17 protein-coding genes and 5 pseudogenes are annotated in these 17,841 nt (G+C 62.2%); 6 read left to right on the plus strand and 16 right to left on the minus strand.

The window, feature by feature from the left end:
* From CGZ66_RS03115 to CGZ66_RS03125, 3 genes are all read left to right on the plus strand, one after another.
* The coding region (locus tag CGZ66_RS03115; RefSeq protein WP_206073655.1) for a hypothetical protein at positions 1–313 on the plus strand (313 nt) is incomplete at its 5' end.
* Complete coding sequence (istB, locus tag CGZ66_RS03120) at positions 303–1,079, plus strand: IS21-like element helper ATPase IstB (RefSeq protein WP_206073656.1); 777 nt, start codon at positions 303–305, stop codon at positions 1,077–1,079. The genes CGZ66_RS03115 and istB, both read left to right, overlap by 11 nt.
* The gene (locus tag CGZ66_RS03125) at positions 1,076–1,297 is read left to right on the plus strand and encodes a hypothetical protein (protein ID WP_095081500.1); all 222 of its coding nucleotides are present in this window, start codon (positions 1,076–1,078) and stop codon (positions 1,295–1,297) included. Before istB ends, CGZ66_RS03125 begins: the two co-directional genes overlap by 4 nt.
* Here the strand turns inward: CGZ66_RS03125 and CGZ66_RS03130 are convergent.
* From CGZ66_RS03130 to CGZ66_RS41635, 15 genes and pseudogenes are all read right to left on the minus strand, one after another.
* On the minus strand, positions 1,294–1,638 hold the full coding sequence (locus CGZ66_RS03130) for a hypothetical protein (protein ID WP_095081501.1): 345 nt from the start codon (positions 1,636–1,638) through the stop codon (positions 1,294–1,296). The two genes, CGZ66_RS03125 and CGZ66_RS03130, sit on opposite strands and share 4 nt — an antisense overlap.
* Positions 1,635–2,726 carry an IS5 family transposase gene (locus CGZ66_RS03135; RefSeq protein WP_095081504.1) on the minus strand — a complete coding sequence of 364 codons (1,092 nt, stop codon included), beginning with the start codon at positions 2,724–2,726 and terminating at the stop codon, positions 1,635–1,637. The genes CGZ66_RS03130 and CGZ66_RS03135 overlap by 4 nt, the downstream gene beginning before the upstream one ends.
* A gap of 160 nt (positions 2,727–2,886) precedes the next feature.
* Positions 2,887–3,216 (minus strand): hypothetical protein, encoded by a 330-nt coding sequence (locus CGZ66_RS03140; RefSeq protein ID WP_095081506.1) that lies wholly within the window; start codon positions 3,214–3,216, stop codon positions 2,887–2,889.
* Positions 3,217–3,376: 160 nt separating this feature from the next.
* Entirely contained in the window at positions 3,377–4,411 is a 1,035-nt protein-coding gene (locus CGZ66_RS03145; protein WP_095081508.1) for a CaiB/BaiF CoA transferase family protein, read from the minus strand.
* A 449-nt stretch (positions 4,412–4,860) separates the two neighbouring features.
* A complete protein-coding gene (locus tag CGZ66_RS03150; protein WP_095081513.1) occupies positions 4,861–5,979 on the minus strand; it encodes a mandelate racemase/muconate lactonizing enzyme family protein in 1,119 nt (372 codons plus the stop codon).
* A gap of 4 nt (positions 5,980–5,983) precedes the next feature.
* Complete coding sequence (locus CGZ66_RS03155) at positions 5,984–6,505, minus strand: acyl-CoA thioesterase (RefSeq protein ID WP_095081515.1); 522 nt, start codon at positions 6,503–6,505, stop codon at positions 5,984–5,986.
* A 2-nt stretch (positions 6,506–6,507) separates the two neighbouring features.
* On the minus strand, positions 6,508–7,302 hold the full coding sequence (locus CGZ66_RS03160; protein WP_342586836.1) for an enoyl-CoA hydratase-related protein: 795 nt from the start codon (positions 7,300–7,302) through the stop codon (positions 6,508–6,510).
* Positions 7,290–8,405: a mandelate racemase/muconate lactonizing enzyme family protein gene (locus tag CGZ66_RS03165; protein ID WP_095081519.1), complete on the minus strand. Its 1,116-nt coding sequence runs from the start codon at positions 8,403–8,405 to the stop codon at positions 7,290–7,292. Before CGZ66_RS03165 ends, CGZ66_RS03160 begins: the two co-directional genes overlap by 13 nt.
* Positions 8,406–8,407: 2 nt before the next feature.
* Entirely contained in the window at positions 8,408–9,514 is a 1,107-nt protein-coding gene (locus CGZ66_RS03170) for a zinc-binding dehydrogenase (RefSeq protein ID WP_095081704.1), read from the minus strand.
* A gap of 17 nt (positions 9,515–9,531) precedes the next feature.
* Positions 9,532–10,695, minus strand: a complete 1,164-nt coding sequence (locus tag CGZ66_RS03175; protein ID WP_095081521.1) for an acyl-CoA dehydrogenase family protein — start codon at positions 10,693–10,695, stop codon at positions 9,532–9,534.
* Positions 10,695–11,537 (minus strand): enoyl-CoA hydratase/isomerase family protein, encoded by an 843-nt coding sequence (locus tag CGZ66_RS03180; RefSeq protein WP_167391970.1) that lies wholly within the window; start codon positions 11,535–11,537, stop codon positions 10,695–10,697. Before CGZ66_RS03180 ends, CGZ66_RS03175 begins: the two co-directional genes overlap by 1 nt.
* 16 nt (positions 11,538–11,553) lie before the next feature.
* Positions 11,554–13,647, minus strand: coding sequence for an acetate--CoA ligase family protein (locus tag CGZ66_RS03185; RefSeq protein ID WP_095081524.1), 2,094 nt, complete (start codon positions 13,645–13,647; stop codon positions 11,554–11,556).
* A 508-nt stretch (positions 13,648–14,155) separates the two neighbouring features.
* Complete coding sequence (locus tag CGZ66_RS03195) at positions 14,156–15,133, minus strand: GlxA family transcriptional regulator (protein ID WP_095081528.1); 978 nt, start codon at positions 15,131–15,133, stop codon at positions 14,156–14,158.
* A gap of 178 nt (positions 15,134–15,311) precedes the next feature.
* Positions 15,312–15,512, minus strand: a pseudogene (locus CGZ66_RS03200) (carboxymuconolactone decarboxylase family protein); the annotation flags it as partial.
* Positions 15,492–15,650, minus strand: a pseudogene (locus CGZ66_RS41635) (transposase); the annotation flags it as partial. The pseudogenes CGZ66_RS41635 and CGZ66_RS03200, both read right to left, overlap by 21 nt.
* Before the next feature lie 53 nt (positions 15,651–15,703).
* Here CGZ66_RS41635 and CGZ66_RS03205 point away from each other — a divergent pair.
* A pseudogene (locus CGZ66_RS03205) lies at positions 15,704–15,946 on the plus strand (IS6 family transposase); the annotation flags it as partial.
* 121 nt (positions 15,947–16,067) lie between these two features.
* Positions 16,068–16,229 (plus strand): annotated as a pseudogene (locus CGZ66_RS40580) (IS6 family transposase); the annotation flags it as partial.
* 59 nt (positions 16,230–16,288) lie between these two features.
* Here CGZ66_RS40580 and CGZ66_RS03215 read toward each other — a convergent pair.
* A complete protein-coding gene (locus tag CGZ66_RS03215; RefSeq protein ID WP_095081530.1) occupies positions 16,289–17,395 on the minus strand; it encodes a mandelate racemase/muconate lactonizing enzyme family protein in 1,107 nt (368 codons plus the stop codon).
* A 48-nt stretch (positions 17,396–17,443) separates the two neighbouring features.
* Between CGZ66_RS03215 and CGZ66_RS03220 the strand changes: the two are divergent.
* Positions 17,444–17,824, plus strand: a pseudogene (locus CGZ66_RS03220) (DDE-type integrase/transposase/recombinase); the annotation flags it as partial.
* Positions 17,825–17,841: the final 17 nt, after the last annotated feature.

Below are 17,841 nucleotides of genomic sequence, written 5' to 3' on the forward strand. Positions count from 1 at the left end.
CTGCCAGACCCTGATGATCCGGGCCGCCGAGCGTGGCTCCAATATCGGTGCGATCACAAACGCGTTGCTGAAACTGCTTGACCTGTACGGCGCGCAGGAACTGCAGGCCGCCGTCGAGGAAGCTTTGCATGCCGGCGCCTCCCATTCGAGGTCGGTTCGCGACGCACTGGAACGCCGCCGGGTCGCCCGCGGTGCTCCGCCGCCGGTCGAAACGAGCCTGCCCGAACACGTGCGGCGCAAGGATACGACGGTACGGCCGCATCGCCTCGACAGCTACGACCAACTGACCCTTGGAGGCAAAGATGATGAATAATCCCGACATCCTGCTCAACCGGGCCAAGGCGTTGCGCCTCAATGGCCTGATCACCCATTGGGACGAAATCGCTGACGCGGACTGGCTGGCCGCCGTCCTTCAATGGGAAGAAGAGGAGCGCTCCGACCGTTCGATGCGGCGACGCACGCGTGCCGCCAGGCTCGGCCACTTCAAGCAACTGTCCGATTATGACTGGCACTGGCCTCGCCGCATCGACCGCGCCGCCGTCGAGGATCTGATGACCCTGTCCTTCATGAACGATGCCGCCAACATCGTCTTTATCGGCCCCAACGGCGTCGGGAAATCGACACTTGCTCGCAATGTCGCTCACCAGGCGCTCATCTGCGGTCACACCGTCGTCTTCCGAACCGCCAGCGAGATGCTCGGCGAACTCGCCGCCCTCGACAGCGACGCAGCCTTGCGCCGACGCCTTCACCACTACGCCGCCGCCGACGTTCTTGCGATCGACGAGGTCGGGTATCTGTCCTACTCGAACCGTCATGCGGACCTGCTGTTCGAACTCATCAGCCGGCGCTACGAAAAACGCTCAACCATCATCACCACCAACAGACCCTTCGCTGATTGGTCGGAGGTCTTTCCCAATGCCGCCTGCGTCGTCAGCCTCGTCGACCGCCTCATGCACCGATCCGAGGTGATCTCCATCGAAGGCGATTCCTACCGCTTCAAGGAAGCGGCCGAGCGATCAAAGGCACAGCGCGAAAAACGCACCAGCCGCTCCTCCGGCGAAAAGGTGCCCGCAGCATGAAACCAGATCCTCAACCGTCCGGCCTCAGTCGTGGTATCCACTTCCTCATCAATCCCGAATGGACACCCGAACAGGCGCTCGCTGTCTTCGAGCTCCTCAACGATCTCGCCGATAGCATCTGGTCTCACTACGGCGTCAAACTCCAGGAACTTATCCAGGAGCAGCAACGAACACCGACCGATCACAGCGATATCGAAAAAGCCCCGTCCTCGCTCTAACAGGCTGTTGAAGAAGTGTCGCGCTTGGCTTTGAGGATGGCCTCATCGCCATTGTGATAGGCGAATGCGATCTCGATGGAGCCGTCGTCGAGCAGTTCGGCGGAGCCATCACCTGTGGCTTCGTCCATTTCGTCGAAGCCGGCCCACGTGAAGCAGACCGTCGAGGGGCTGTAGCTCAGATCGAGGCCGGCTTGCAGAGCGCCAAAGGCGATCTCACCACTATTGTCGGCCCTGATGGTGATCGTGGCGGGTCCGCCGAGGTTGAGATAGCCGCGATCCCACAGATCGGCCTCGACGATGCGCCAGCGGCCGATCAATTGGCAGCCAGCAGGCGCGGTCATGTCGGCGCCGCCAGCAGCTTTGGCAACCGCACCAGATTGTAGGCGGCTGCAGCGAAGATGAAGGCCCATCCGACGCGATCTCGGCCACGGTACTTCGTCTTCTGCTGACCTGCGACGACCTTTATCCAGCCGAACGCCTCTTCGATCCGTTTGCGGATGCGCTGGCTGACGGCGTAGCCGCCGTGCCGGGTCGTGCGGCGATCGATAGAGGAACGGCGCCCGTTCGTGTTTTGCGCCACGTGCGGGGTCACCTTCATCGAGCGCAGTTCGTTGATGAAGTCCTGCGCATCATAGCCCTTGTCGCCACCGAGCGTGATTGCTCGCGGCCGGTCGGCATGCGGCTCGATCATGTGCAGCGCCGCCACCCGTTCGGCATGCCCGTCAGCCGGCGTCAGGCAGGCATCGACCAGCAAACCATGGCGGTTCTCCATCAACCCATGCCCCATGAAGCTGAGCTTGGCTTCCTTGCCTTTGCCCTTGCGGTAGAGCCTCGCATCGGGATCGGTCGTCGAGGCATGCGTCTCGTTCGACCGCTTCTGGCCGTGGAAGTCCGCCTCCTCATTGCGCCCGCCGCCACCCGACGGCGGCTCATCCGGGCAGTCTTTCGGCTTGAAGCTCTTGATCGAGGCCCAAGCCTCGATCAGCGTGCCATCGACTGAGAAGTGATCCGTGGAGAGAAGCTTCTTCACCTTGGGCCGTGCCAAGACCGCGTTCAGAAACTTCGCCGCGATATCGCCTTCGAGCAGCCGGTCGCGGTTCTTCGAGAACACCGAATGGTCCCACGCCGCGTCGTCAACACCGATGCCGACGAACCAGCGGAATAGAAGATCGTATTCCAGCCGCTCCATCAGCAGACGCTCCGAACGGATCGAATAGAACGCCTGTAGCAGCATAGCCCGAAGCAACTTCTCCGGCGGGATCGATGGTCGCCCGATCGGCGAATACAGCGCCGCGAATTCTCGCTCCAGCGCCGACAGTGCCTCGTTCACGATCGCACGGATCGTCCGAAGCGGATGATCCCGCCGAACCCGCGCCTCGAGGTCCACATAGCTGAACAGTTCGCCAGTTCGATTGTCGCCACCGCGCACGATTCAGTCTCCGAGTTCCTTCGGTGACAGTGAATCACGATCCCAATCCGGCCGCGAGAGGCTTTTTCAACAGCCTGCTAAAGCACACATCCTCCACACTCGGCGGCCTGCAAAGGCCGCCTTTTTGTTCCGTCCACAAGCACCAAACGCTTGTCGTCGTTTAGACGCGCTTTTGAAAAGCCATCAACAAGCGGGGATTGCGCACCTCCACAGTGCCGAACACAGTTCGGATCCGGCGCGCCGTATAGTCTTTGACCGGCCGGAACGTGTGGCAGTCCGGGCAAACCCGCCGAAACAGAGCATAGGCATTCACCTCCTGGTTTACGACCTCGCTCTGCAGCGCCGCCATGATTTTCTTTCCATCGTCGATCGACAGGCCGATATCGCCGTCGAACAGGCGCTCCCAGCTCTTGTCGACCCGGACCTCCCGACGACAAACGTCGCCGAACTCGCTCTTTCCCTCGATTGTAATTGTCCACTCCACCGCCATCGTTGCTTCTCCGAACAAAGCGATGGTGATGAACTGCTCGGGCCTAACAATCCGTGCTCAACCCCAGAAAAATTACCGGTCTCACGGGGTGACCGAAGCGATGAAACGCAGGAGGCTCCTGAAGCAATCGAGAGCGCGTCGCTGGGACAGTAAATCGGGATCATTCGGTCGCGTCCTGCGACCTCGCGCGCTGCCCCACCACGTCAACCAGCTCTGGCATACCGCCAGGGTGGGCCTCCGCCAGCGAAAGGACCGGGGTCACGCAAGCGTCGCTATCGGCGAAGACGCTGCTCCAATCGTCCAGCGAGCGGGCCTTGAAGCGCTCGGTCAGGCCTTTCCTTGCCTCCGGCCAGCCTTCCTTGCGCTCCATCAGTCCGCTCAGTTCGGGCCAGCCGAGCTTCCGCCCGATCTCCGCGATGAACTTAGGCTCCAGCGCGCCGGCCGCAACCCAGCCGCCGTCCGAGGTAGCGTAGGTGTCGTAGGTCGGCATCCCGCCGCTCAAGGATCCGCGCCAGGATTCCTCCGGGTGCCCGCCCAGAACGGTCGCCGCCGAGATGTCGGACAGGAGATACCTGACGCCGTCCGTCATCGAGAGGCAGATGCGCTGTCCCTTGTCCGTACGCCCACGTTCGAGCAGTGCGGCCAGGATCGCGGACACGGCAAGGGTACCGCCTGCCGCGTAGTCGCCGATGATGTTCTGGGGGGCGACCGGCTTGCCCTGCCCGTCCCGGATCAAGGAGAGCACGCCGGACAGCGCGAGGTAATTGATGTCGTGGCCTGCCCGCGCCGCGTGCGGTGCCTTACTGCCGTAGCCCGTGATCTCGCACAGTACAAGCCGCGGGTTCTCCGAGCCGAGAACTTCCCATCCAAGGCCGAGCGCCTCAAGCTTTCCTGGACGCATCTCGCTGATGAAGACGTCCGCAGTCCGGACGAGCTGCAGGAGGTCAGCGCGACCCTCTTCCGACTTCAGGTTCAGCGGAAGCCGCGACTTGCCCCTGGCCAACGCGTCATTCGGACCTCCGCGTCCGGCGAGCATCGGGTCGTCGGCGGCTCCCGCATATTCTGGCTTCGCCTGCACCGGGTTCACGACCGAAATGACTTCCGCTCCCATGTCCGCGAGCACCATCGACGCGAACGGTCCAGGCGCGTTGACGGAGATGTCGATTACCTTGATGCTTGTCAGAGCTGTCTTCATCCGCGAGCGTCTCCAGCCACGATCATGATCTCTTCACCGACCTTGGAGATGGTGATGTGCGAGAAGGAATACTCGCCCGGCGCCCCGTGCCAGTGTAGATGCCCGCGGGATCATGGCGACGTCTCCCGCCTCCATGACACGCTCGCCGGACGCATAGGCTACTACGCCCCTGCCCGAAACGGCGATCAGGATTTAATCGACCTTGTACATGTGCATGCGAACGCGAGCCGATGGCGAAGTTGACCAGGTAGGCCTTTCAGCCTGTCTCCCCCGGGCTGCTCCCCAAGCCGCTGGAAGGTGATTATCACGGCTGTGTACAGCGGGCCGGTCACGACCTCACGTCGGACTTCTGCGGGGCTGGCTAGCACGACCATGAATGACTTCCCGGAATCGGATTGGACGGCTGCCGGATGATCCCCGCCCGACAACCATCCCGTGATGCCTCGCGGTCAGGCTGGCCCCAGGACCGCGACGGGATCGCCAAGGATCGCCTCGTTCACTTCGACGCCAAGCCCCGGTCCGCAGTCGTCGGGAAGCCGGATTTCTCCGTTGATGACACGAAACGGGTTCTTCACGAGGGGAAGGTCGTCGCTGACGTAGTCATACAGGCCGAAGACGAGATTGGGTGGCAGCGTGTGTGCCAGGTGCGTCACCGCGGCGAGCAGGATTCCCGACCCATAGTAGTCCTCAATCCGGACAGGCACGCCAAGGATTCTGGCAAGCGACATCGCCTGCCGGGTGGCCTCGATGCCGCCGATGCACGAGGTCTTCAGCGAGGCGACGTCAAGAACCTGGTTCTCGACCGCCTCGAGGAAGCGCCGCGGACTGTCGAGCACCTCATCGAGCATGATCCGTACACCGGTGCGCTGGGCAACGGTCCGGCACTCCTCGTAGGTATCGCAGGGATTCTCGATCATCGGCGAGAGTTCGCGCAGCTCCTTGATCACGCGGATTGCGTCATCGACGAGCCAGCCGCGGTTTGGGTCGTACCAGAGGCGCTCATGAGGAAGCGCTATCTCTTCGACCATCCGGATGGTCTCGATATCCTCATGTATCTCGCCTGCCCCGACTTTGATCTGGAATCGCGAGTATCCCTTCTTTCGCTCCCTGTCGAAGGCGGCAAGCGTCTGGTCGCGCGTTCCGATGCGGACCACGGCAAGCACCGGCAAGCAATCCGATACACGTCCGCCCCACAGGTCGATGAGCGGCAGGCCATGTGCCTTCGCCGCGAGATCCCACAGCCCCATCTCCAGGGCGGTTTTCGCGTTGCCATGCCCTCTGAGCGCAGCGGATATGTCCTGTAGTATGGCCGCGACCTGTCGCGGATCGCGTCCTAGCACGACTGGCGAGACATGGCGGATGCCCTCGCGGGCGCCTGCCGAGAGTTCCGGCAGATAGTAAGGGGGCGCGGAGGAAACTTCGCCCCAGCCGACGAGACCGTCATCGGTTCCGATCTTCACCACGAGGACGTCGAGTGCCGGGTTGATCGACTGGCTCGACACATACCGCGTGAGCTCCATGCCGACGTCGATCGGCACAGAGTAGAGCGTTATCCTATCGATGCGCATTGGATCACCTCTTCTTCAGGGCGATGCCCTGTCCGGCGACGGCGGGAACTTCCTGTCCGGTCTGGGACTGCAGGATCTGTTCGAGCCTCTTCGCGACGACAGGCCGCCAGCTCTCCGGCCGCCGCTCCGTCAGGTTGAACCCGAGACACTTCACCTCGTTCGTGGCTGCCAGCTCGTTCGTCTCCGACTTCCAGATGTGGTGGAAGAGGACGAAGCGTTTTTTGTCCACGCCGATGAGCTGCGTGGTGACATGGATCGGCGTGCCCAACGCCAGCTCGTTGATGTAGTGGACGTGGTTTTCGACGATGACGTACTCATGGCCATCGCGCGCTTCCATCGCGCTGTCAGGACCGTTCAGCCAGTTCCAGAAAGCCCAGTTCGCATGGTCACCCATGGTCAGGTAGTGCGCGACATTCACGTGCTGGAAGACGTCGATCCACTCTTGCCGGACTTTCGCCCGGAACAGCGTGAGCGGCGATTCGATATCGCCTGTCCAAGGCAACGGGGCATCATAGACTTCCGCCATTGTCAGCGTCCTTTCCAGTTGGGTGCGCGCTTCTCCGATAGAGCTGCCAGCCCTTCGGCTGCGTCCTCGCTCGTATAGACACGTCGGTACACGGGCAGATCAGCCTCGCGCAAGATCCGGTAGGCTTCCCGTTCGCCGTGCCCTTCGGTCGCCCGGTCGATTTCCTTGATCGCCTGCAACGAGAGAGGCGCCGATGCGGCGATCCGATCGGCAAGCTCGCGCGCGGCCGACATTAGCTGGCCGCCGGGTACGACCTCATTCACGAGACCCCAGCTCTCCAGCATGTGCGCGCTGACTTGCCTTCCGGTGAACAGCATCTCCATTGCTATGGGCCGTGGAAGGCGGCGCGGAAGACGGATCACGCCGCCAGCATCGGCAATGAGACCGATGGCCGCTTCGGTGAGGCCGAACTTCGCATGCGGGGCCGCGACGATCAGGTCGGCGGCCAGGGCAAGCTCGAACCCGCCGCCGAGTGCCAGCCCGTTCACCGCCGCGATTACGGGCTTGTTCAGGCCCCAGTACTCCGTGAGGCCAGCGAACCCGCCGATGCCCTGATCGGCGTCCGGCGCTTCGCCCTCGGCGGCCGCCTTGAGGTCCCAGCCCGCAGAAAAGAACCTGTCGCCGCCGCCTGTGATGATAGCGACCGACAGGCTGTCGTCTTCGTTGAGCGTGCGGAACGCCTCGCCCAGCTCCTTCGACGTCGCGGCGTTGATGGCGTTCGCCTTCGGCCGGTCGAGAACGATCTCGAGTACGCGGCCGCGTCTTTCTGTCTTAACCGGGGAACTCACGCACGCCACTCCATGATCGGGTCTCCAAGGACGTCCAAGTCGACGTCCACGCCAAGGCCCGGACCGCAGTCGTTGGGAACATTGACGCGACCGTCCACGACCCGGAAGGGGTTCTTCACCACCGGTGCTTCCGGCAGGTGGTAATCGTACAGGCCGAAGCATGCCGCCTCCGTCAGGCCCTGAGCGAGATGGGCGACGGCGGCCAGAGTCAGGCCCGTGCCGTAGAAGTCCTCGATGCGCATGGGGATGCCGAGCCGTAGGCCAAGCTCGGTCAGATGGCGGTGCTGCGAGATACCACCCGTCGAACCCATCTTGAGGACTGCGACATTGATGATGCCGTCACGGGCGGCCCGGATGAAGCTCGGCTGGTCCTCGATGGCTTCGTCGAGCATGAGCCCCATGCCCGTGTGACGGGCGACCGTCAGGCACTCGTCGTAGGATTCGCAGGGCTGCTCGAAGAGAGGCGCGATGTCGCGGCATAGCGGCATGATGCGCATGGCCTGGTCGATGGTCCACGCGCGGTTGGCGTCGAACCAGCAGCGCTCGCCTTCGCGCATGTCGCCCTGGCAAGTTCGGATGCGGGCGATTTCCTCCGAAGGCGAACGGTCGCCGATCTTAATCTGGAAGAGCTTGTAGCCCTGCGCGCGGAAGTCCGCGATCTCGGCAAGCTGCTTGTCCGGCGTGCCCGTACTGACGAGGCACAGGACAGGCATGTCCTCGACGACCCTGCCGCCCCAGAGGTCGACAAGCGGCAGACCCCTCGCCTTTCCGACCAGGTCCCAGAGAGCCATGTCGATGACCGACTTCGTCGGCTTGGGTCCGCGCATCGCGAAACCGATCTCCTCCATCCGTGCGCGGTGGTTGCGTGGGTCAGCGCCCAGAAGGACCGGGGCGATGAGGTGCAGACCCGCGCGTGCCGTCTGCGGCGACGTCGGCAGGTAGTAGCTAGGCGGGGTCATCGTCTCGCCCCAGCCGACGAGCCCTTCGTCCGTGTCGATGCGCAGCACAGTGGTTTCGAGCGGGATCGAGATCTTGAGGGCGTGGGTGTAACGGGTTTCGACGCCCCATTTGTCGAGGACAACTCGGTAGGCCGCGAGCCCGCTGATCTTCATCTTTACGCCTCCACTTTGGGAGGCAGGAGGACGAGGCTGCCGACGTGCTTCTTCTCGAAGAACTCCGACTGAGCGGCGTGGATCTGATCCAGCGCCCAGGACTTCGTGCTGAACGGTTTGATCCGACCGGAGACGACCAGGTCGATGAGCTGCGGGAACGTGTCGCGCAGGTAGACCGTGGAGCCGAACAGGGACAAGTTCTTGAGATAGAGCGTCCGCAGGTCGAGATCGACCTTCGGGCCGCCGATGGCCCCTGCCGTCACGTAGCGGCCGCCACGGCGCAGCAGCTTCAGGAGATCGGGGAACTGGTCGCCGCCGACCACGTCTGCCACGAGGCTAAGGTTCCTGCCGCCCGTGATCTCCAGCACCGCGGAGACGAGGTCCGGTATCTCGCGGTCGATCACGTGATCGGCGCCCAGTTTGGAGACGTCCGCTATCTTCGACTTGCCAGCGACCGCAATGGCGGTCGCGCCGAGAGCCTTCAGGATCTGCACCAGGAACGTGCCGACGCCGCCGGAGGCGCCTGTGACGAGCGCAAGATCGCCTGCCTTCGCGCCTGCCATCGAGAGCATGTTCATGGCCGTGCCGCCCGAGCATGGAAGGGTCGCAAGAGCCGCATCTGAAAGCGGAAAATCCTTCGGGATCGAGACGGCATTCACGGACGGGACGGTGGTGAACTGGGCGAACGCGCCATCGTGCTCGGACCCCAAGAAGCCCGCGCTGTCGAATCCTTCGACATCTTCCGGATCGCGGATGTAGGGATCGCAGACGACACGTTCACCAATCCGGCTCGCGTCCACGCCCTCGCCGACCGCCACGATGTAGCCGACGGCGTCGGCGCCCTGGATGCGCGGGAATGTGAGCCCGCCCTCCCAGTCACCCATGCCCTTCTCGGCCACACCGAAACCGCTCTTGCCGCCTTCCGCCGTGGTGCCCGAACTGACCTGCTTGTTGTACCAGCCGGTGCGCGTGTTGATGTCCGTGTTGTTCATGCCAGCGGCAGTCACGTTGACGAGAACTTCGCCGGGACCAGACTGGCAAACGGCAACGTCGTTGCGAACGACCAGCTTGTCGAGGCCGCCGTGACCGACGAGGTGCACGGCCGTCATCTTGTTCGCTGTCATGTTCACGCTCCTCTCGCACGCATGAGCTGTCGGCTTATGATGTGACGCTGTATCTCGGAGGTCCCCTCCCAGATGCGCTCGACGCGAGCGTCACGGTAGATACGTTCGAGCGGCAGGTCGGCCATCACGCCCATGCCGCCGCAGGTCTGGATGGCCTGATCGGCCACGCGCCCGAGCATCTCGGAGCACCAGACCTTCGCCATGGCGCAGTCCTCGGCGATCGTCGGCGCGTTCTGATCCACCTTCCACGCGGTGTTCATCAGCAGAAGGTCGCCGATGCGGATGTCGGTCGCCATGTCGGCGAGTGGGAAGCTGATTCCCTGGAACTTGCCGATTGGCTGCCCGAACTGTTTTCGCTGGGCAGCGAAGTCGACAGCGACCTCGAAAGCACGTTCCGCACGGGCAACGCAGACCGCCGCTACCGTCAGGCGGCCCGGCCCGAGCCAGTCACTCACCACCTTGAAACCCTCGCCTTCGCCGCCGACCATCTGCCAGTCGCCGACGCGGACGCTGTCGAAGTTCAGGATGTTGTTGTAGTAGCCGCGGTGCCCCATGTGGTCGTAGCCCCTCGCGACTTCGAGACCTGGAGTGTCGAGGTCCACGAGGAAGCACGAGATGCGCTTGCGGGGACCGCTTGACGCCTCTTCCTCCCCAGCCGCCGCGAACAGGATCACGAAATCCGAGTTCTGGGCATTCGAGATGAAGTGCTTCGTCCCGTTGATGATCCAGTCGCTGCCGTCCTTGACGGCGCGGGTCTTCATGCCCTTGAGATCGGAGCCCGCGTCCGGCTCCGTCATGGCGATGCATTCCCGCTTCTCGCCCCGCATCACGGGTTCGAGGAAGTGGGCGATCTGCTCTCCTTGGCACGCCGCGAGGATGTTGTTTGGCCGACGAACGCACTCGGCCAGGGCCAGGGATGCCCGTGACAGCCCTTTCTCGACGAGTGTGAAGGACACGCAGTCCAGTCCGGCTCCGCCCACGCTTTCTGGCATATTGCAGGCGTGAAGTCCGAGTGCCATCGCCTTGCGGCGGATGTCGAGTTCCAGTTCGTGCGGCAGTTCACTCGTCCGCTCCAGCAACGCCTCGTGGGGGATGAGTTCGGTTTCGCAGAAATTACGGACCGTTTTGGAGAGCATCTCCTGCTCTTCGGTCAGCGAGAAGTCCATCAGTCCAAGCCTTCGTAACGAGCATTGGCGTGATCGAGCGCGGCCCGCAGTCCCTTCTCGGCAGTCATGCGGCTGAACTCGGCGTATTCCGGGACAGGCTGCGCGCCCATGATAGCGACCTGCTCAAGGTAGTAGTCGGTCGCAGCGCGAAGGCCTTGCATCTCGTAGACGCGGTTCAGGTACATCTTGTGCATCCGCTGCATCTCGCGCGGCAGGCGTGCCATCAAGGTGGCCTTGCGGCGGGTCGCTTCCGCGAGCTTGTCCGGCTCGACCACCTCGGTGACCAGGCCCATTTCCTTCGCCTGGGCGGCGGTCAGCTCCCGGCCCGTCAGGAGAAGGTCCTTGGCGGTCTTCATGTTCACCACCCAAGGCAGGAACATGCAGTGCCCGGACACGCCATAGCGGACCTCGTTGTAGCCCATTCGGGTGTCCGAGGTGACGATCGAGACGTCGCAGAACAGGGAGAGCTCGAACCCCTTGCCGATTGCGAACTTGTGGATCGAGGCTATGACCGGCTTGGTGACGGTCCAGGGAGTGGTGAACTCCTCGAACTGATGGATGTAGTGGGCGCGGTATTCGTAGATCGACGTGCGGTCTTCCGCGGCGTCTTCATCAAGATCGTGTCCGGCGCAAAATCCCCGGCCGTTGCCGCGGATGACGATAACGTTGACATTGTCGTCGCGGTCGGCGCGCAGAAGGCCTGCCTGTAGTTCGGCGATAAGCCTGAGGTTCATCGCATTCAGCTTCTCCGGCCTGTTCAGCGTCAGCCAGCAGACGTGCTCGGAGTCCACCTCGTAGACCAGGTGCTTGTAATCGGTGGTTTCAGGCGTGATACCCTGCACGGACTTCCCTTTCGTGTTAGGCGACACACTTCTTGCGGTGTGCAAGCTTCAAGACCGCGTCCACGGCAAGCGCGCCTTGTTGGCCGACCAGGATCGGGTTGATTTCGATTTCCTCCGCGCCTTCGGCGATCGCGAAGTGGCCTAAGGCCTCCAGCATGTCGAGTAGCGCCTCGCGGTCGCCTGCGGGACGGCCCCGCCATCCCTTGAGGCGCTCGGCCACCTTCAGGCGGTCTAGGGCACGCGAGAGTTCTTCCCGTCGGAAAGGCGCAGCGACCAAAGTGCTGTCGTTCCAGAGCTCGGCTTCCACTCCGCCGCCGGCGATCATCATGACGGGACCGACGGACGGATCATAGGTCACGGAAGCCAAGACCTCGGCAACGGTGTTCGCCGCCATCGCCTCTACGAGGACGAGGTTCAACGGAATGTTCGGTGCGAGGCGGCCCATGTCTGATCGCATCTTCTCGACCGCGTCCCGCACGTCCTGGGCCGAGGACAAGCCGATGCGAACCGCACCGACCTCGGTCTTATGAAGGAGGCGGGAGTCGAGAGCTTTGAGAACGACCGGGAAGTCGATTTCGGCGGCGACTTCGTGGGCCTTCTCGGGATTGGACACTCTCGACTTGGGAACCCGCACTCCAGCCCCTGCCAGCAACGACTTGGCTGATGCCTCGTCTTGATAGGTGCCGACTTCAGGAACGATCGACGGGGCCACGGTCAGCTGCTCTAGCCCTGCGGCATTCAGCTCTTCGCGGCGTTCGCGCCACCAGATACCGTGCGACATCGCACGCATGCACTCCTCCAGGCCCTGCATGGCGGCAAGGCCGAGGCTCTGGGTGTGATCCCGGGCGTGGGCCGGGAAGCAGTCGATCATGGGTGCCAGCTGCATGGCGGCGATGTCGCGGCCTCGGCAGGCCGCGCCGAGCGCTTCGACCTGCGCGGCGTATTCGCTGATGTCCCACATGCCTTCGCGGGGATAGTTCTGCACCATCAGGGCGGCGTCGTAGCCTTCGTCGAGCAGCGCCGAGTAGATGGCCGTCTGACGGTCCTTGTCGTTCCAGGCGCCCATGGTGACATCCTGCGGATTGCCAGGCGTTGCCATCAAGGGAAGGACTTCCCGCAGGCGGGCGACCCGGTCCCCGGTCGGCTGAGGAAGCTCGAATCCTGCGGCGCTGAGGTGGTCGGCGAGCATCACGCCCAGCACGCCGGACACGGCCGTCACGAGAACCTTGCGTCCCTTGGGCACCTGCCCCGAATGGAAGAGCTTCAGCGTCTCGAAGAACTCGGATTCCGAGTTTGTGGAGATGATGCCCAGCCTGTCGAAGAAGGCCTCCCAGGCAGCCCCTGCGCCGGTCATCGACGCGGTATGGGAAGCTGCCGCCTGCGCGCCTGCAGTTGTCTTGCCGAACTTGATGGCGACGATTGGCTTTCGGAGCTTGAGCGCCTTCGCCGCAGCCTTGCGGAGGACCGACACATCCCGAAGGCTTTCGAAGGACAAGCCGACGGCGGTGACGCGCGGATCGTCGAGCAGGTAGTCAACGCAGGCTTCCATGCCGGTCACCGCCTGATTGCCGCCACCGACAAGATGCGTGATCGGCAGACCTCGATCGGAGAATACCGCGTCGCATAGAAGGCCACCGCCCTGGCTGACGACGGCGACGCCCTTCTCGACCGAGTGAACCCCGAACTGGTCCATCATCGCGGCCATCGGATCGACGAAGTTGACCAGTCCGACGGCGTTGGGGCCGAGCATGGCCATGTCGCCAGCCGCGGCGACGAGTTCCGCCTGCAGGTTGCCGCCGTCAGCCCCCGTCTCGGCGAATCCGGCAGCATTGCAAACGATTGCTCTGCAGCCTTTGATACGGAGTGATCCGACCGCTTCCAGCGCGGCTTCGCGACGGATTGCGATGAAAGCCAGATCCGGCGCCTGCGGAAGCGCCTCGATCCAGGGGAAGCACGGAAATCCTTGCAAAGTCTCGTATTTGGGATTCACCACCCAGGTGTCCCCGGAGAAGCCGAGGTCGCTGTGGTACTTCAATGCGGGATTGAGATTTCTGCCCCCGATGAACGCCACGGACTTGGGGCGAAAGAGGGCATCGAGGGGCTGTGTCATCTGGTTTCCGTGGAGAAGAAGCTTGCGTGGAGTATAGTGTTCCGCTCGGCTCCGCGGATGATCCCAACAAACAAAAAAATGACCCGCGTGAACATGAAGTAGGTACCAGCGTAAGTGGCGAAGGCTTTCTGCTTCGCCCGCTGTCGCTCATCGCCGAACTGGTGAGAATTGTTGAGGCTGGCGACCGGAAGGCCCGGACTTGCATTCGCCGATTCATTTCGCGCCGCCCGGATGCGACCGCCCTCAGGCCATTCCCTCAGTTCCAGGGGGGGCCTCGTCGAACTCCCGATATGGTCTTGTCGAACTGGCTGGCGCACGCGTTCGGACTGCCAAATAGGCTTGGTCCACACCGAAGCCATCACCGCTACCGAGGCGTGCCTTCTTTCTCTCTCGATGAGACCTTTCTGCTCGAGGAAATGTCGCTGTCACACCAGCTGTGCGCTGCTTGTGCGACGTCTGTCTCGCGGGGCTTGATTCACTCGCCTCGAAACCCTCGACCATACGGACCTCAATGTTTTTCGAGCGAAAGGTCACCGGTCCTCTCCGGCTGCTCGTAGAGCGATCTGTCGAGGCTCGGAGCCACCTTGAACCGTTTTCGATAGGCACGGCTCAGGCTTTCGCTTGCCGGGAACCCGCACATCAGGGCGATGTTGCCCACCCGCTCGCGTGAATTCCGCAACAGATTGCGAGCACGATCCAGGCGTAGTTCAACGTAGTACGCTTGCGGCGATTGCCTAAGGTGCCGCTGGAACAGCCGACGGAGCTTCCATTCCTTGGCCTCGAGGCGGTTGGCGATCTCCTTGATCGGAAGCGGCGATTCCATGTTCGCGAGCATCATGTCGATAGCTTTCGCGAGCGCCCGGTCGAGGCGAGGTATCGACCAGTCAAACCCGAAGGATCCATCCGCCCGTTCCGATTCCAGAGGTCGATAATTCAGGATTTCGGCGACGCGCCGTGCCAGCCGTTTGTTTTCGTAATGGGCGATCATGGCCAGCGTCATGTCGATCGTTACGACTCCACCGGCGCTTGAACAGCGATCATTGTCGAGATCGAACAGACGATCGGCGAAGAAGGCTTCACCACGGCTTTCACGGAATCCGACGATCGCCTCGTGGTGTGCGGCGGCAGGCCGCCTGTCGAGAAGGCCCGCTTCGGCGAAGATGAGAGCTCCGGTATCGACGCAGCCCATGAGGCATCCAGACCGCGCCCGGCGCCTCAGCCAGCTCAACACCGCATCGGTCTTCATACGGTCCGGGGCGTAGGAAGCCAGCAGGATCACGGCGTCAGTCGCCTGCTCATCGAGTCCGCCTTGGATCTCCAGCGCATGGCCCGAAGACGACCTCGGCGTCGTTCCGTCTATGCTCAGGATGCGCCAGCGGAAGACTGGTCGATGGCTTTCCCGATTCGCCAACCTCAATGGTTCGGTGACGAGCGAAAGCGAGAGAAGCGGGAATCCTTCGCCGATTAGGATGGTTACCAACTTCATGTTCGTTCAGCTCATCTCTTGTCCGTTCGGATCATCCGAAAAGTCTGTCCCGTCGGCAAGCTCCAATTCGGCGGAAACCGGGTCGCGGAATGCCTACGCCCTGAACTCCGGAAGCTGCGTCGCAGCCTCCGGTTGACAAGTCACTGGCCCCACGAGCTTAGACCGGGCGTGTCTTGCCTCAAGCTGACATCTGTTCGAACGCATCAAGGGTCCTGGCTGAGTAGACAAGCGCGGCGCCAGCATTGAGCGCGATCGCAACACCCAAGGCTTCGGCCAGCTCTTCCTTGGTCGCGCCGTGGGCGATCGCCGCTTCAACATGGCTTGCGATACAGCCGTCGCAGCGAGTGGTAACGGCCACGGCAAGCGCGCGACACCGGCGGAACGATTTAACAAATCCCGTCTCCTCGACGATCAGGACACAATCCTCATGGCCCCAACGCTTCCACCACTAATCGCGAACCGCGTCTCGGAGCCGATCCGCGTTCCAATGGCTGCGTCCCAACAGCGACTGCATCCGAGGGCGATGTCACGGTACCGGCTTATGAGGAGCCTCGCGATAGACACACTTGCATGAACACCTCGCCGATCAGCTACAAGCGCCATCGTTTCCCACCTCAGATCATCGCCCATGCGGTGTGGCTCTACTTTCGGTTTCCGCTGAGCCTGCGCTTGGTCGAGGAAATGCTGCTGGAGCGCGGCATTGTCGTCTCCTATGAAACGATCCGCCATTGGGGAAACAAATTCGGGCCCGACTACGCGCGTCGCCTTCACCGCAAGAAGCCCAGCCGGAACGATGTGTGGCACCTAGACGAGGGTGCGCCACGAAGGCGCGAAGGAGGAGCTATGATTTAGGCCCTTCCATAGCAGCTATGCTGCACAGGAGATGAGGGACAGCAAGCGGATCTTGAGCGACGGTTTGCTGAATGCGGACTGACGTGAGAACATCATGCAGGGCTTTCGATCATCAAGAGGCCTGCAACGGTTCGTGTCGATCTTCTCAGGTCTCCGAAACCACTTCGTTCCGTCCGCCTTCCAGATACATCTCCACCGACTTACCGCCATAGCTGAGTGGAAAGCAGCGACTGCAGCCGCCTGAAATCGACCCACTTCGACTTCGCGCTCCTCATCAAGTTAAGGTGACAACGCCCCTCATGCCTATGTGAAGACGGACACGGGATCGCCGAGAATCCCGCCGTCCGGTGTCACCCCGAGGCCGGGTGCGGAAGGTGGGGTGGCAAAACCGTCAATATTTCTGGCCCCCTGTCCGGGAACCGGGTCGACAGCGAGGTGATGGTGGCAGAGCCAACTCGCCAACCGATTCTCTTTTGGAGTGGAGGAAGCCAGATGGATGGCGGCGGTGTCCGCCAGCGCGGATCCACCGAGATCTTCCAAATGCATCTGCCACCCGACGGACACGCCAAAGTCCCTAATTTGCTTTGCCTTTGTCAAGCCGCCGACTCTATTTGGTTTCACCTTCACGCCCTCGCAGGCGCCGAGCTTCCATGCATCGAGATGATCTTGGAACGTGTGGAGGCACTCGTCGAGCATGATGGGCTGTTTTACTCTTTGAGCCACCTGCGCACATTGCGAGAGCGTCTCGCATGGTTGCTCGACCCAGCCGCGCAACGAGACATTGTTGAGGACCTGCACTGCCACGGCGGGCAGCCAGGCGCGATTGACATCGTAAGTGACAGTTTCATCGGGTCGCAACGCCGCTTCAATCGCCTCAATCCGCGATATGTCAACGACGGGAATGCTCCCGCCGACCTTGGCCGAGTGTGTTCTATAACCTTCCGCGTAAGCCTCACGAATAAGGGCAATCATCTCTTCATTCGACCCGGTGGAAATTGATGAATTCACAGCCACCGGATCAGCCCTGTCAGCCCCCATCAAGCGCCAAAGAGGCAAGCCGCTGGCTTTTCCGAGGGTATCCCAGCAGGCCATATCCACGGCCGATTTGACGTATAGATGTCCTGGCAGCGCTACGTCCATCGTTTGATTGATGGCATTAAGAGCGCAGGGATCCTGTCCCAATAAGGAGGGCGCAAGCGTGGCGATACCGGCTCGGATTCCAGGGCCGTGCGCGGGCAAATAGGTGTTTCCCCAAGGACAGCCTTCTCCCCAGCCGAACAATCCTTCATCCGCCTCGATCTTGACGAACGTGCTGTCGAGAGTCTCAAATTTGAGACGTCCACCGGAAAGCCAGTACGGTTTCGTCAGTGGAAGGTCGACCTGATACAACGAGATGCGAACGATTTTCATAGGATGCCACGTTCCTCAAATCTTGGCCGCGCGAAAACATTCCAACGCCTTCAGGCCCGCCGCAACACCAAGGCAGCCAAGCGATTGCTGACCCGGCTTCTGAAGAAGCAGTGCTTCGCGCCGAAGCGGATGATCACCGACAAGCTACGCTCCTATGGCGCGGCGCGGCGTCAGGTTATGCCGAACGTCGAGCATCGATCGCACAAAGGCCTGAACAACCGCGCCGAGAATTCACATGTGCCACTGCGAAAGCGTGAGAACGCCATGCAGGGCTTTCGATCATCAAGAGGCCTGCAACGGTTCGTGTCGATCTTCTCAGGTCTCCGAAACCACTTCGTTCCGTCCCACCACCAACACTCCGCCTTCCAGATACATCTCCACCGACTTACCGCCATAGCCAAGTGGAAAGCAGCGACTGTAGCCGCCTGAAATCGACCCACTTCGAC

This window comes from Mesorhizobium sophorae, from assembly GCF_002270415.1.
Classification (GTDB): Bacteria; Pseudomonadota; Alphaproteobacteria; order Rhizobiales; family Rhizobiaceae; genus Mesorhizobium; species Mesorhizobium sophorae.

Excerpts from the sequence above, each read along its gene's own strand:
- CGZ66_RS03150 (WP_095081513.1), bottom strand. The coding sequence starts at position 5,979 with ATGCGCATCGATAGGATAACGCTCTACTCTGTGCCGATCGACGTCGGC.
- CGZ66_RS03125 (WP_095081500.1), top strand. The coding sequence starts at position 1,076 with ATGAAACCAGATCCTCAACCGTCCGGCCTCAGTCGTGGTATCCACTTC.
- CGZ66_RS03130 (WP_095081501.1), bottom strand. The coding sequence starts at position 1,638 with ATGACCGCGCCTGCTGGCTGCCAATTGATCGGCCGCTGGCGCATCGTC.
- CGZ66_RS03175 (WP_095081521.1), bottom strand. The coding sequence starts at position 10,695 with ATGGACTTCTCGCTGACCGAAGAGCAGGAGATGCTCTCCAAAACGGTC.
- CGZ66_RS03165 (WP_095081519.1), bottom strand. The coding sequence starts at position 8,405 with ATGAAGATCAGCGGGCTCGCGGCCTACCGAGTTGTCCTCGACAAATGG.
- istB (WP_206073656.1), top strand. The coding sequence starts at position 303 with ATGATGAATAATCCCGACATCCTGCTCAACCGGGCCAAGGCGTTGCGC.
- CGZ66_RS03185 (WP_095081524.1), bottom strand. The coding sequence starts at position 13,647 with ATGACACAGCCCCTCGATGCCCTCTTTCGCCCCAAGTCCGTGGCGTTC.
- CGZ66_RS03140 (WP_095081506.1), bottom strand. The coding sequence starts at position 3,216 with ATGGCGGTGGAGTGGACAATTACAATCGAGGGAAAGAGCGAGTTCGGC.
- CGZ66_RS03195 (WP_095081528.1), bottom strand. The coding sequence starts at position 15,133 with ATGAAGTTGGTAACCATCCTAATCGGCGAAGGATTCCCGCTTCTCTCG.
- CGZ66_RS03145 (WP_095081508.1), bottom strand. The coding sequence starts at position 4,411 with ATGAAGACAGCTCTGACAAGCATCAAGGTAATCGACATCTCCGTCAAC.
- CGZ66_RS03155 (WP_095081515.1), bottom strand. The coding sequence starts at position 6,505 with ATGGCGGAAGTCTATGATGCCCCGTTGCCTTGGACAGGCGATATCGAA.
- CGZ66_RS03170 (WP_095081704.1), bottom strand. The coding sequence starts at position 9,514 with ATGACGGCCGTGCACCTCGTCGGTCACGGCGGCCTCGACAAGCTGGTC.
- CGZ66_RS03215 (WP_095081530.1), bottom strand. The coding sequence starts at position 17,395 with ATGAAAATCGTTCGCATCTCGTTGTATCAGGTCGACCTTCCACTGACG.